Source organism: uncultured Butyricimonas sp., assembly GCF_959596855.1.
GTDB classification, from domain to species: domain Bacteria; phylum Bacteroidota; class Bacteroidia; order Bacteroidales; family Marinifilaceae; genus Butyricimonas; species Butyricimonas muris.
The window spans coordinates 14,686-29,845 of sequence record NZ_CAUFYA010000033.1; the positions used below are offsets into that span (position 1 = coordinate 14,686).

At 45.1% G+C, this 15,160-nt stretch carries 8 protein-coding genes; all 8 read right to left on the reverse strand.

Annotated elements, in window-relative coordinates:
• Positions 1-12: 12 nt before the first annotated feature.
• Positions 13-1,182 carry a thioredoxin family protein gene (locus Q5866_RS13960; protein WP_303180863.1) on the reverse strand — a complete coding sequence of 390 codons (1,170 nt, stop codon included), beginning with the start codon at positions 1,180-1,182 and terminating at the stop codon, positions 13-15.
• Positions 1,183-1,201: 19 nt separating this feature from the next.
• Positions 1,202-2,533 (reverse strand): TlpA disulfide reductase family protein, encoded by a 1,332-nt coding sequence (locus Q5866_RS13965; protein WP_303180865.1) that lies wholly within the window; start codon positions 2,531-2,533, stop codon positions 1,202-1,204.
• 56 nt (positions 2,534-2,589) lie between these two features.
• Complete coding sequence (locus Q5866_RS13970; protein WP_303180867.1) at positions 2,590-4,980, reverse strand: zinc-dependent metalloprotease; 2,391 nt, start codon at positions 4,978-4,980, stop codon at positions 2,590-2,592.
• A gap of 25 nt (positions 4,981-5,005) precedes the next feature.
• The gene (locus Q5866_RS13975) at positions 5,006-7,525 is read right to left on the reverse strand and encodes a zinc-dependent metalloprotease (protein ID WP_303180868.1); all 2,520 of its coding nucleotides are present in this window, start codon (positions 7,523-7,525) and stop codon (positions 5,006-5,008) included.
• 136 nt (positions 7,526-7,661) lie between these two features.
• Positions 7,662-8,609, reverse strand: coding sequence for a hypothetical protein (locus Q5866_RS13980; protein ID WP_303180869.1), 948 nt, complete (start codon positions 8,607-8,609; stop codon positions 7,662-7,664).
• A 15-nt stretch (positions 8,610-8,624) separates the two neighbouring features.
• Positions 8,625-10,244, reverse strand: a complete 1,620-nt coding sequence (locus Q5866_RS13985) for a RagB/SusD family nutrient uptake outer membrane protein (RefSeq protein ID WP_303180871.1) — start codon at positions 10,242-10,244, stop codon at positions 8,625-8,627.
• Positions 10,245-10,256: 12 nt separating this feature from the next.
• Complete coding sequence (locus tag Q5866_RS13990) at positions 10,257-13,838, reverse strand: SusC/RagA family TonB-linked outer membrane protein (protein ID WP_303180872.1); 3,582 nt, start codon at positions 13,836-13,838, stop codon at positions 10,257-10,259.
• Positions 13,839-13,979: 141 nt separating this feature from the next.
• Positions 13,980-15,110, reverse strand: coding sequence for a FecR family protein (locus Q5866_RS13995; protein WP_303180874.1), 1,131 nt, complete (start codon positions 15,108-15,110; stop codon positions 13,980-13,982).
• Between the last annotated feature and the right edge of the window lie 50 nt (positions 15,111-15,160).

The window sequence follows — 15,160 nt, forward strand, 5'->3', positions numbered from 1 at the left end:
CGATTTTAGATTCTATCGACGATATCCCCGTATGGGTATTGTACTTCTTCCTTTACTTCCTTTCCCACCATAGAACGGATTCTCCGATGTTTCCAAGTCATGCAGTACGCTTTTCCCCTCTTCCTCTATCTCCTCGTTATGTTGTAATGCCAAAGCCCGCTTTACCCAAACGACCATTTTCTCGCGTATCGCTTTATTTTTTCGTACCATGCGTTCGCCCAAGGTCGCCCAATTACACAATTCACGGGCATCCGCCTTTGCCAGACTCTTCTCGCCCAACGCGTAAGCCTCTTCATATTTACCGGCACGAAGTAGGATAATATAATCCACCTCCTGTTGCAACACTTTGTAATCCGGCAATTTACGTTCTTTCATCAGGTCGAAATAGGCTTGTTTCCTCTCCTCGTTTACCACCTCTTTCCGCCCTTGAGTATCGTACAGCGTCAACGCACACCTTATACTAGCGTATAGGTTACGGATTTTTTGAAGCACCGCATATTCTCCATGTACTTTATATAATTTCTTGTATTCTTTCACGAAAGCTATGGACAAGGGAGTGTTCACGTCCGCCGCACAACAATCAAACGCTTCCCAATAATCTTTATCCCGCAGTATTTTATTTCCTTGTTCCTCGTAAAGTGTGTTCAACACTCTTTCCACACCATCAGCATTATGCAAAGAGAGCATTTCGTTTATATATCCTTTCAAGAACATCTCGTCCCGCTCTCCTTTGGCAAAACGTTCTTCATTACCGTTCTTTCCGGTAGCAACAGCTTTTTTAGCGAAAGCGATAAAAGCATCCGCTTGCATGAATCCCGCACCTCTCAAAGCCACGTATCCTTCACTCGTGATAAACAGATACGTCGGATAGGAAACCACATCAAAACGTTTTTTCAACGCTATACCCTCTTCCCCTCTCTCCATGTTGCATTTCAAGTTAATAAAATGACGATTGAAATAATCGCCCACCTCTTTCAAGGGGAAAATGGTCTTCACCATATTGGCACATGGTCCACACCAATCGGCATAGCAATCGATGAATATCATCTTTCCCTCTTTCTTCGCCTGTTGCAAGGCTTCTTCCCAAGTGCCGTGAAAAAATTGAATCCCTTCACTCTCTTGCGCACGAACGAATCCCGTGCAACTTACCGTTAATAACAGCATCCATAAAATCTTTTTCATATACATTGATTTTATCGGTTTATAATAATGCTTCCAATCTCTCTGCCGTCGCTTTATCGGAAGGACGAGTCATATTGGCATCAATGAATTTCCCCTCCCGGTCTAACAAGACGAAACGAGGTACAGACATCGAAGCCGGCATAAATATCTTCAACCAATCCCAATTCTCTCCCAAGTGCAACTGGATACCGCCCAATCCCATGTTCTCGATGGTCTGTTTCCACAATTCAATATCTTTATTCTTGTCGATGGAAAGACTCACGAACAGAATATCTTTCCCCTCGAAACGCTTCTCCAATTCCAACAGGCTGGGCATCTCTCCTTTACACGGTCCGCACCACGTTGCCCACATATCGATATAGACGAATTTCCCTTTCAAGTCAGCCAAAGTCACCGTCTTCCCCGTGTTGTCCGCGAAACTGAAATCGGGACAAGGTTGCCCGGGAGCAATCCGGTCTGCCTTCTTGCATGCCTCGGCATAAAGTGCCAAACGAGCCGCATCTTTCACGTGTTGATTATAAATCTTTTCATAACGCTCGATACCCCGCTCGGCAAAGTGAAACAAAGTGGCATCCACCAAGTAGCCCACGATAACCGGTTCTTGGAAATTATCGAAAATCATTTTCAAGCGGGCATCCGCCAAATCCTCCCCTTCCAAGGTTGACTTCGTTCCGTGCCCCAACCGCACCAACGTCCGGAGGTATTGCTCCAAGAACTCCCGGTAATTCGGTAAAGACAAATAAGTCGAATCCTCCACGAAACATTGACGTATAGTCTGTAAATACACGGCAGTATCCAGTTCCCGCGTACGCAATACGGGAAACCACGTTTCCACTTGCAAACGCTTTCCTTCCCACGCTTTAAACGTGGCTGAATAGGAGGTTTTTTCCAGTTTCGCTTTGTTGACAGCCAATACCGAATCCGCTCTCCGGACAATTACCTGTATATTGGGATTTTTATAATCAACGCGCACCACGTCATAAAACTTCACTTGATTCAAGAATTGATTTTCCTCGCCCAAGGTTCCCCCGTACACGATTTCTTTCTCTCCTTTTTTCTGGCTATATGTCAAGGTCAATTCCTTTCCCGGCTCAAGAAAACACAACTTCGAATCGTGTTGCCGCACGGTAATTTTCGCATAAGCAGGCTCTTGTAGCTCCAACTCGGTGTATCCTTTCCCGGTGGCAGAATCAATTCTTATTTCTTGATACTTAAAACCAATATTAATCCGGGGATAAGTCCCGTCATAATCCCGGATATCGAAACTAATCTTGGTTTTCCCTTCCGGCTGCCGACAAGCTGCCAAAATAAAAACCGAAAACAATAAATAAATAATATTTCGCATCATCATAATATATGGTTATAAAGAGAGCGGTTTTTACCCGCTCTCTTGGATTATGATTCATTTTATCTCACCGGAACACCGGCTTGTTCTTGCGGTAACAAAGCCCGCTTCAAGTAAATGGCTACCCCGTGATAATGTTGACGGGTAGCGGCATCACCATGCGTGCGTCCCAACCGCTCAATCGATTTTACCAGATGACTCATCCGATTAATCAAAGAATAAGAAAGATCTCCCGGATACGCTGCAACCTTGGCTCCCGTGTATAACTTAATCAAACTCTTCAGATATATCATCTGTGCCAATGCCGTGTAAGAAGTTACTTTCTTGGTCGTACTGAAATTCAAAAATACATTCCGGTCAATCACTTTCATCATGTCCCCGTAAGTATATCCTTTGTCACCTAATTTTTTTTCAGTCAGCAACAGATACGCAAGCGTTTCCGGTCCATTTAATTTACCGAATATCCGGGTCAAAACATTCGTCATCGGCTCTCTTTCTTCAAATCCCGACACCTGTTCCATTAGAGAATTATTCATCCATGACGGTGCTCCCGCAAACACGTATTTTTCGATAAAACGCATCGCCTCTTCCTGCTGCGCTTTGGAAGCAAAATTCAACGGTTGCTCGTTATACCCGGCAATAACAGCTTCCGGAGTGACACTACCGATATAATCCAATGCCAACGCCACATAATTCATATACGCGGCATAAATCATCAATGTCAACTCACTGTACATTTGCCAAGAATCATCTTTATCCAAACGCCCCGCGATACCTTCCACGGCGGGAATCAACCGTTCCAGATTCTTGATTCCCAATTCGGCAGCCGCCAATTTATCCTGCGCCAAATCAAACTTGTTACCCTTGTATCCTTTCCGCCCTTCAGGTATAAAACATAACAACGTATTATCTTTCGCTTTTTCTGCCATGACTTTCAATGCTTTCTTTTCCGCTTGGACATCCAAGCCGGGATATTGACGATACCCCCACTCAATAGCCCAACGGTCATAATCGGAAGCCTTGGAGAACAAATCCCGCAACGGAATATTATCCCCCGGTTGCACGGCATAATTCACCCCGCATCCATCGGTCACGGAAGCCGAAATACCATGCTCTTTCACCCAAGCGGCATCCCTCAATTGTGCTGTCGTATATGCCATACTTCCTGCCATATTAGGCACCAAACCCAATATTTCACCCAAGTATTTAGAAGTCACGTAACGAGCAACTTCCCCCTGCACCGCGGGCAAGGAATCGGTAAACACGGCAGGTTCGTACGCTCCCAACCCGACGAAAGCACGCCTCAAGTAATCTTGTATATCGGAATTCCCGATACTGATATTGGCACTCAAGATTTCCCCCGTACGAGGATCTGTTACCGTATTTACTTTTCTCGTGACCAATCCCCGTGAAAAACTAATCTGATGATAAGCAAAATAAGCCTCCGGTTCCCCCTCTCTTATTTGCAACACGTTCTTGAATCCGGCCTGTTCGAAACAATCGTTCCACTCTCCAATAGCCCGAACCGCAGCAGCCCGCAAAGCCGGATCGACAGAGCGATCAAAATAAACGACAATTGGAATCCTCGGTTCCACCAACTCTCCCCGTTTGTATCTCTCCGTGTCTTCCGGGCTGATTTCCAAATTCCAACGACGCACGACATGCACCGTTTCCGCTTTATACGGGTTCCGATCGAAGTCGTTAAAAGAAAGCGCCATATAACCTATGCGGGAATCTGCCTCCCGGTCGCACACCTGACGCTCGGGCAATGCCTGCAATGTCCACTCGATCATCACGGAATTGTGCTTATCATATCCCATTTGCCCAGGCATCATGGGAGGCATATAGTCCGTCTGCGTGTGTAAACTCATGAATTTCATACCATTATTAATCACGTACACGCTATCCAATCCCGAACGATCGGCTACCGGACGGTTTACCCATTGCAAATTAGGAAAAGCGAACAATTTGCCCGTGGCATTGACGTCCGCGGTAATATCAATGATATAACTTTTCTTATCCTTACCGTAAGCCGCAATAGGATAAAAATAATCCACCGGTTCCAAAGCGGATGCCTCCACGGCTCCCGCCATCGCCCCCTCGGCACGATCCCTACAAAGTTGTTTCCGAACCTCCAAGCGGTCATTACGCCCCAAGGTGAAAACCAACAGATCTGTTTTCACGGATGCCGTTCCACTCCAAGGACCTTTCGAGATAATACCGCTTGACATCAAGTCTTTTTCTAACAATTCGGCAGGAATTTCCAGATAACATTTCTTGTCTGACTGGTAAACAGAAAACGTACCCTCTATCTTTCTCATCCCGTTCTTGAAGAAAGCCTCGTATGTCAAGGGTGCCTTGCTTTTAGCCGCCGGAGCCGGTGTAGCCTTCTCTTGGGCAAATGCCATCCACGGCAAACAAAGCAACAGAAGTATGTAATAAAATCTATTCATCGTACTCTTTCTTAAATTCATCAACTTATTTCAACAAAGCATCTTTTTCACCCTTCAACCACATATCAATCATCCGAACGATTCCGGACAAATGGTTCTTCGTCAAATCATCTCCCGCCGATGCTAATTTTTTCTTCGCTTGAGCGGAAATCTTATCCAATTGGGCAACGAAAATCGCAATATGCTCCGGATGTTTTTCCAACGAGGCTTTATCCAAGAATTGGAACATCGTGGTCAAATAAGTCGTCTGTTTCATCCGCTCGAAAGTTCCCAAGGTAGATTTAGAGGTGTATAAATCGTTCCAAACGGCATCATACAAGTCATCTGCCATATTTTTCAAGGTATAAGCCTTATCACCAATCAACCCCTCGTGTTTCAAGAAATTAGGACCTTGCGCAAGCAAAGAACCGATCATAAATTGCAACAACCGTTCTTTATAAACATCCCCACCGACAGAAGTCACCGTTCCGACATGATTATCAAACAACCAAGCCTGATTCGTGAAGTAATAGTCCTTCAAGAACTTCATCGCCTCCTGTTGTGTTTCCTTCGGCACCGGAGTGTAGGTGTGCAATTTTTCGGAACGTAAGGCTGCATCTTGGTAACGCCCGCCCATGTATTTCACGGCATGCATCATAAACATTCCGTATTGCCTTACCACCGCCTTATACTGGCTTTTCAGCACGGAGTAATCCTCGTCGTCGGCAGCGGCAGTCCACTCTTCGATATGTTTCATGATGTATTTCAAATTCTTGATTCCAAGAATATTGGCTTGAATCGTGTTATCACTCAAATCCTCCGCTTGCAGGCGCGGGTCTTCCCGGTCGATTTCCGTACCGAACAACAATCTCGGGTTGGCTTCCCGTTGTGCGGTCACCCAATCCTTCAAATATTTCTCCTCTTCCTTTACCGTTTTGAATCGCGGGAAATAGCGATACCCCCAATCAATAGCGAATTCGTCATACTCACCGATTCTCGGGATTAAATCCTCCGGGTCGATATTATCTTCCGGTTGCGCAGCATAATTGAAACGCATATAGTCCATCACCGAGGAACCATGACCATGCTTCTTCACGAACTCCCGGTCGCGGATCTCATCCAGTGAATACACCCAGCTACCGGCAAAATTGTGGCGCAATCCTAACGTATGCCCAATCTCGTGAACCACGATGTATTGCACCAGCGTACCCATCAATTCCTCGTCATACGGGAACTTACGTGCCAACGGGTTCACACCTGCCGTTTGAGCGAAATACCAAGTTTGAGCCAAACTCAATACATTGTGGAACAATCCTACGTGTGAACAGATAATCTCCCCGGAACGAGGATCGGCAACGTGCGGACCGTAAGCATTCGGAATCGGGGAAGCCTTGTAAGATATAATAGAATAACGGGCGTCCTCCGGCGAGAAGGTAGAATCTTCCTCCGGGCGCGGCATCATTTTACCCACAATAGCATTTTTGAAACCTACTTTCTCGAACACGGGTTGCCATTCATTTACAGCGGCAATCACGTAAGGTTGCAGATACTTCGGCGTATTGTAATCCACGTAGAACACTATCGGTTTCGTTGGTTCCACCAGCTCTCCCGCCTCATACTTTTTCATGTCTTCCGGTTTCGGCTCCAATCTCCAACGGCTTACCATTCCGATGACTTCCGCCTTTAACGGATTTTTCGCATAATCCATCATGGGATAAGCAAAATATCCTACCCGGTTATCGAAATAACGGGGCCGCATCGGCTCCTCCGGCAACAAATACCACGAAGCCGCCATTTCCCACGTGGTCGGATCCATTTTCGGAGCCTGCATTCCCGGACGCACTTTCGGCGCCTTCCCCGGGGCGTAACTCCGCACGGAACGGAATATGATGTTATTCGGGTAGCTGCTGATTGTAGTCGTGTATGACTGGTCTGCCTGATAAGCTCCCAAATTCAACATCTCGGCAGCACCTTTCAATGAGAAATAATAGTGATCGGACTTGTACAGATCCGTGATATCAATCAAAGAAGAGTTTTCCGATTTAGCCTTTATATCCAACCCGTTTACAATCGGCATCAAATTGGAAGCCTCAATAGCCCCGTACAAGGCATTCGCGGTATCCGGCATCACGGTAGTGAACCGAGGCTCGTGCAGATACATTCTGTCTTTCGGTCCTTTTTCAAAACGGATAACTTTGCTGTATAACGCATCACCACCATATCCCATCATATCCATGTTACTTCTTTGTGCTTTAGCGGAGCCTTTAATCAAGGAAACAAACACGAATACATCCCGTCCCAGTAATTCGTCCGGAATCTCCATGAAGTAACGGTCTGCTTGCTCGTACACGTTGAACATTCCCGCATGCTTCACGGCATTGGCTTTGATAAAATCTTTGATAGCCGGAATGCCTTTGGGTTTCACCTTCGTGCTGTCGACAGCAGCAACAGGCTGCCCCTTTTTCTTCTTGTCTTTTTTCCGCTCTGCGCCTTCCGATACCTGTCCCACCATCACAAGACAGAGCAATAACGCTAAAAATCTCATACTAATACTCATACTTTTCATACATTACATTGATTTACAAACATATATACAATCAAATCTCATATTTTTGAAAGACATAAGGAGTATAAAGTGCATTTTTACACGCACTCTATAAACCTTATAAACTAAAAACACTCTATAACTATAAACTCAAAGATTATTCGAACGTAAAACCGTATGTTTCCAATTTCCGCTTCATCACCTCGTATTTCTCCATCACCACCGGATACTGACCATGTTTTGCAGTAAATTCAGCTTCCGTACTGGCAAATATCTCTATACAATATTGCCTTACGTCTTGGCTCTTACTCGGTACTTGCCACATTCTTTCTGAAGTTCCGGTCGGTTTCGTATAAGTCCCGACAAAACCCAGTCCCCCCAACGTCTGCTCGGCAGCGGGAACGGTAAGTCCCGAATAGGCAGAATATACATAAGTTCCAATCGAAGTCGTCCCCGTTGAATACATTTTACTCTTATTTCCCGGATTCACCCGATAAGTTATCGCATAAAAATAATCTTCCAGCCACTCGCCATCGGAAATGGCCAGCGTATTTGCCACCAAAGTTGCAAGGAAAACTCCCCGGTACAACTTTTGGTCCACTTTATCGAAATCCTTCACCTTACTCAACACGATTGTATTCAATCCCTTGTAAGCAATCGTATCTCCCGAGGGCGTTTTCAATGAATCCACCAAAAGAATACTCGGCACGTACACCGACTCCGGAACCCGGGGCAAAGCATCGGTTTCCAAAAAATCCAGAACAGGTTTCACCTTATCCCGATCACGCACCAAGGTATAGTTTGCCTGCAATTTACCGGGAGTCACACTACCCGGACTGTAAAATACCTGCAATACCTCGTAATAGGTGTAAGGTTCTCCCGTTGCCAAAGTATAACGCATTTCGCTACCAATCGTGTCATTGTAATACACGGGAACTCCGGTATTCCGGAATATCCTATACCGCTGAGCGTCGATCGGGTCATCGCTATCCTCCACCACAAGCCAATTGCGCTCGCCCCCGAAAGGTTTAAAATCATCATCATTGTCCCCGCAAGCCCATGCCAACAAGGCAAACAAACCTATAAGCCATGTATATTTTCTCATCTCCGTACAATTTTATTATTCTACAACTATTTCTCTTGAAGGACGTACCTCGTTAGTCAACGTTCCCTCGTTGAACTCGATAGCGTATCTCGGGATAGGCAACATATAAGCAGCAGCATCCTGAGAATAAGGCTTCAACACGTAAGTACCCGCCCGGTATACACCGCTTCCTTCCAGAAAATCGTAAGAAATATGGCGAATCTCCTTCTCGTAAGGATACACACTGTTCACGGCATAACGACGCAAATCAAACCAGCGGTGTCCCTCGAAACACAATTCCCGTCTACGCTCATCACGGATAAAGTTTACCAACCCTTCACCACTTTCCGTTACCGCTCCCGCCACTTTCAAACGTTTTTCTCTCAATTCATTTAACACTTCGATAGCCTCTGCATCACGCCCCAACAATGCCAACGCTTCCGCCTTGTTCAAGTAAACCTCCGGCACGCGAATAGCCATAATATCGGAAACCTCTTCCGCATTAAATTGAGTTTTCACGCATCGCCAACCGTTTCCGGGTGCCGGACGCTCGATGAAAAACGCTTTCAAACGCATATCATTATCATTCTCACCATAACAAGCCAACAAATCTTCCGAAGTCGTGTAACCAGAACTTATTCGTTGTTGATTCACACCACTACCAGACACCACAACCGGAGCATGAATCACTGCCATGATATTCAGTCCATGCGTGAAAATCACCTCGGGGGAAGTCACGTACACGGCACTACCGCGCTGGTAAGCCTTCAAATCCCGCAGATAATAATCCGGATTCCCGATAACGCTATCGGCAACCGCAATGGCAGCCTCGTAATTCTCCATAAAAAGATGTACGCGACTCAACAAAGCGAAAGCGGCTGTCTGGTTTGTCCGGTACTTGGTCGTTTGTTCTATTCCCCGAAGCAACACGGTAGCTTGTTCCAGATCTTTCACAACTTGACGATATACCTCCTCACACGTTGCCCGACTGAAATATTTATCTTCAATCTCTTCCGATGTCTTCAAAGGAATACACGGATCAGTAGAAGCAGATGCCTTCCGATAAGGCTTGCCGTATAAATTCGCCATATAGAAATAGTACTGCGCACGCAAAAAACGAGCTTCTCCTTCAACCTTATTACACAACACTTTATCATCTTCTTTACTGCGCATTTCATTGACCTGATAGATAACAGAATTCATCGCAGCAATACGTTTCCACATATTCTGCCAATTCCCATCATTAATCTCCGCATTTTCCGAATCATAAAAAGGATCCGGTTGCCAATGATGTAAATTAACGGCTTTCATGCGAATATAATTCTTTTCCGTGTTCACGATACTTTTTTCACAGAGCAAATATTCGGTCGCATCATCATCCATCAAATGAATATAAGGGAAATTATTTACAGGCATTTTACCCGTTACCGCATTCATATTCCATATACTACCCCACTTGTTCACGGTACCGGCATTCAAAGTATCTATTGAATTTCCTCCACTTAAATATCCTTCACCAATCAACAACTCGTTCAAATCCGCCACTTTCTCCACGTAGGCAAGATTCTGCGACTTCTCCTCAAGGAAATCCCCGCAAGCGGTAAACAATACCGGCAAGCAACTCATCAGACAAATATATAATATTCTACTCTTCATATCCTACTGCATTTAAAATGTTACATTTAACGTAAACGAATAATTCGGGCGCAAAGACATGTTTATGGTCGGAGCGGCACCCGATTGAGTCACGTCCTGCCCTTTCAATTTCTTATTGGTGATCGTGAACAGGTTGGTTCCCGTCAAGCTCAAGTAAGCGGAATTAATCCCCAATTTCTTGCAGAATTTATCATGCACATTGTAACGGAATGTCACGGATTGCAATTTCAAATAGTTACCGCTCACCACGCGTAAATCAGACAAGTCATACATAGCGTAAATGTCATTATCGGCAAACCTAGTCATCTTACCGCTACTGGTGTATTTGCTTTGTCCCCACCACGGCAGATCCACAGCCTCGGAAACCTTCACCCCCGGAATATTTGTCTTGTTCTCGTCCCCCGGACGCTGCCAACGATTCACAAACTCTTTGCGCATATTCCGTTCCGGATAAGGAGTGATATTATTCTCTTCACACAATTTCAACAAACGCACCTTATTTCCAAAACTATACGCGAAATTCATGGAAAGACCGAACTGGCGATAACCGAAATAGTTGTTGATACCCCCCTGCAACGTGGGCACACGAGTTCCCGATTCCACCAATACTGCATCCCAAACCTCTTCGTCCGTCATATTGCAATATTTCTCGTACAACGCATCAGCTTGTTCTTCCTCCGTACCATAGAAAATCGGGCGACCGTCCACCGAACTCAAACCTTTGAAACGATAAGAGTAAAAGGTCTGCAACGGCTTGCCTTTCAATTCGACCGAGCCCCTCAAATAGTCCGAGAATTTGATTTTATCCTGAACTGTCCGGTCCTTATTATTGATGGCCTTACTGATTAAACTATTTACCACCTGACCAATCTGCGGGTCAAAACGCCACACGAATCCCCGCTTACCGGAAGCATCCACCTTCTGATTAATCGGGGTAAAGCTCAAACTCACTTCCACTCCTTGATTGGAAATCTCTCCCTTGTTCACCACATAACTCGATACCCCGTTGATTTCCGATACACTCTTACTCAAGAAAGCATCTTTCGTGTGCTTGTAGTAATAACCGATAGAACCGCTGATTTTATCCTTCCACAAACTGAATTCCAAATCAATATTGTAAGAAGAAGTCAACTCCCACTTCAAATCCGGATTAGGATAATATTTTATCGTGGATGAAAACTCGTTATACCAACTATTCAAATCTCCCTTCTCGATAATCATCTTGGAAGTCTGGTTATCTAACATATTCCCTTGGTGACCGTAAGAGAATTTCAAAGCCAAACGATTGACGGCATTACTGTTTTTCAACAAATCCTCTTTCACATCCCAACGTCCAGAAATAGACCAAATAGGCAACAACTTCTCGTTACTCCGGCTACCAAACTGGTTAGAACCGTCTATACGGGTATTGAAATTCAAGGTATAACGATTATCATACGTATAGGTAATCGCCAAATAAGCCGAAGTTAAATTCGTCAGCGTTTCCGAAATCGACGGTTTATTCTTGGCCATCCAATCCCGATATTGACCGTATTTATACAGGAAAGTTCCATCAATGGAAGCAAAAGTCTTCCCCCGTTCCGGATAGTATCCCCGGTGTGTCGCCGCATAACTATTATACCGTTTGGAAGACATCTCCCCTCCCAACGCAACATTCAATTGATGGATATCCTTAAACATCTGATTGTAGTTCAATTGCAAACGCACCAACCAATTCCGGCTATCCGTACTACTCTCCTTCAATTCTCCCCCTAGCGGACATTCGGAAGATGTATCATCACTCCCCTTTTTACGCAATTTTGCCACATACCAAGAATCTTCCTCGTACACCGTTTCCTGTGTATTACGTCCAAAAGTGTAAGAAGCCGTTCCCTCCACGTTCAAATAAGGCAAAACCCGGTATTTCAAATTACCCGTGAACGTCACGGAATGCGTGTTCATCGTCTGGTAGGTAGTTTCCATTTCATTTTCAATGTTGAAAGGATAAGAAAGATCACGAGTTGCTCCTCTCATATAAAACCACCGTGACCCGTCTGGATTGTAAGCCGGTATGGCACGACTCATTTCGTACGCGTATTGAGTTACACTCGTGGGAGTATACCTACGTTCATTCACGTTCCCGATGATACCGAACTGGAAATCCACTTTCTCAAAATTCCCGTTCAATTTCAAATTAGCCGTGTAAGTCTGATTCTTTTCCTTTTTGATTACCCCACGCTCGTCATTGTAACCGACAGAAGCATAGTAACGAATATTCGGAGAACCACCCGTCACGCTCAACGTATGTTTGTTGGAAAAACTGTTTTCACACAAAATATCAAACCAATCCGTATTCACCCGCTCGTAATAATTCGCCTTTTCTTGGAATTGGTCAAACGATAGTATTCCCGCTTTATAATCAAGATATGCCGCCTCGTACCCAACCCAGTTGGAAACATTCTTAAACTCCATTCCCCGGTGGAACATCTCCCGCGATACATCAATACGCTCTTGAGAGTTCATCAAGTTGATTTCCCGGTCGGAATAATAGGGACGACGGTTCAAAGTTCCTGAAATAGAATACGTAACAGAGGGAGGTCCCACTTTACCTTTTTTCGTCGTAATCACAATTACACCGTTAGCGGCACGTGTACCGTAAATAGCCGTGGCAGCAGCATCTTTCAACACGTCGATCTGCTCGATATCATCGGGGTTTAAACCGGAAATGGCGTTCCCCAACAAATTCACGAAGTCCAAGTCGTTCAACTGTGACGGATCCACGTTCACCGGATCAGCCAATACCACCCCGTCCAACACCCACAACGGTTCCTGATTACCCAACACCGTGGAAGTACCGCGGATTCTGACTCGGGCGGCAGCACCCGCCTGACCGGAGTTCTGCATGAAAATCATACCCGGCACGTGTCCCTCCAGCATCTTGTCTATCGAAGCAATACCCGCCACCTTAATATCATCCATCTTCAAGGTGGTCACGGCACTCGTCAAACGACGACGGTCAATATCCTGATAACCGGTTGAAACCACAACCACCTCGTCCATCTCCTGTACATCCTCTTCCAGCTTGATCACGTACTCCGTCTTTTCACGCTTCACCGGCACGAATTGAGTCTTCATACCGATGAAAGAAACCACCAACGTATCGACATCCTTCTTCATCTCCATGGTAAAAGCCCCGTCGATATCCGTCGATATCCCAATAGTAGTTCCCTTCAAACGAACCGTAACACCGGGTAGGGCTTCTCCCGCTTGATCCGTCACCTTCCCTTTCAACTTCCACGTTTTGTCGGGAGCCACATAAGGCAAACGTTTGATTACAACCACGTCATTAACAACGTTGTAAGTCAACCTCAACGGCGACAACACCTTATCCAGAACCGCTCTAAAATCTTCGTCTTTCACGTTTACCGTGATCAACTCACTTACTTTCAACAAAGAAGAGTTATACAAAAACTGTGTGCCGGTCTGCTCTTTCATCGCGGCAATAAACTCTTCCATAGTCGCATCTTTCAACTCCAGTGACACCTTACTCTGCGAAAATGCAGCAGCGGCAACACTCAAATTAAACGCCAAAATTAGAATACATGCTAATCTCATAATACACCACATCTTTTTTTGGTACATAAAAAGCTCCCCAAACCTAAAACGTTTGTTTTTTTGCATAACTTTGTAAAGTATTTAAATTAATACATCAAGCACGGACTCCAGACCTAGGAAATTTGTTGTCCGTGTTTTCTTTTATTCATACAGGAACACTACATCACCATCTATTTTATATTTGACCTCCTCCGAAGCGGCAAGTACCTCCAAGAAAGTTATGATAGAATCATACCGTTTCAGATTACCCGTGAACCGAATCTCTTTCACCTTGGGATTCTGGTAGAAAATCGTAATACCATACCACCTCGACAAGGTACACATCACATCTTCAAGGCGTTCCTCCTTGAAGATATACCAGCCGTCTTTCCACCCGACATACTCCTCCACGTTCACTTCCCGCTTGCTCAACGCTCCCCCCGGGGAAGCCACCGCTTGTTCTCTCGGCAATAGGGTCACGCTTTTGCCTTGCTTGCTCGTGAACATCACTTTCCCGGAAACCAAGGTCGTCAACACCGCTTCATCATTGTATGCCCTCACTCCGAAAGAAGTTCCCAACACGTTTACTTTTCCCAATTCCGTTTCCACAACAAAGGGACGCCTGTCTTTCGTTACATCGAAATAAACTTCCCCTTTCACGGACACCACTCTCTTCTCTTTCACGAAACGAACCGGATATTTTATTTTACTCCCGGCATTCACCCACACTCGCGTCCCGTCATCCAAAATCACGTTACACTCTCCCCCTAGCGGTACATTTAATTCATTATATACTAATTCATCACCATGAACAGAATCTTGCTTGTACGAGAGCAAACCTTCCTCCATCCGAATCGTTGAACCGCCTTTTTCCTGAATCTCGTTTCCTTGCAAAACGTCCACAACACGCCCGTCCGACAATTTCAACTGCACGTTCTCCCGCTTTGCCAATACCACCGGCTGCTCTTGTTTTTCTTCTTGCCACATCATCCACATCCCGGCACCCAACAACGGTAAAATAAAACAAGCCGCTACAGCCACCCGCCGCAAGATAATCCTTATCTTGTTTTTCTGTTGCTGCTTCTTGAAAATCTCGTAGGCCTTTTCAGGAGAAAAACGCTCGTAACGAGCAAAATGCTTTTCCAGATAAACATCATCCTCCACATCAAAATAGACATCGTGCAAAGCCTTATCCTCCATCAATTGCCCGAACTCTTTCTGTTCCTCATCCTGCAATGTATCGGAATACGCTTTACGCATTAATGCCACAATCTTATTTAAATCTCTTTTCATCTTATTTCCTAATTACACTCATAAAATGCATGACATTTCATTTGGTGTGA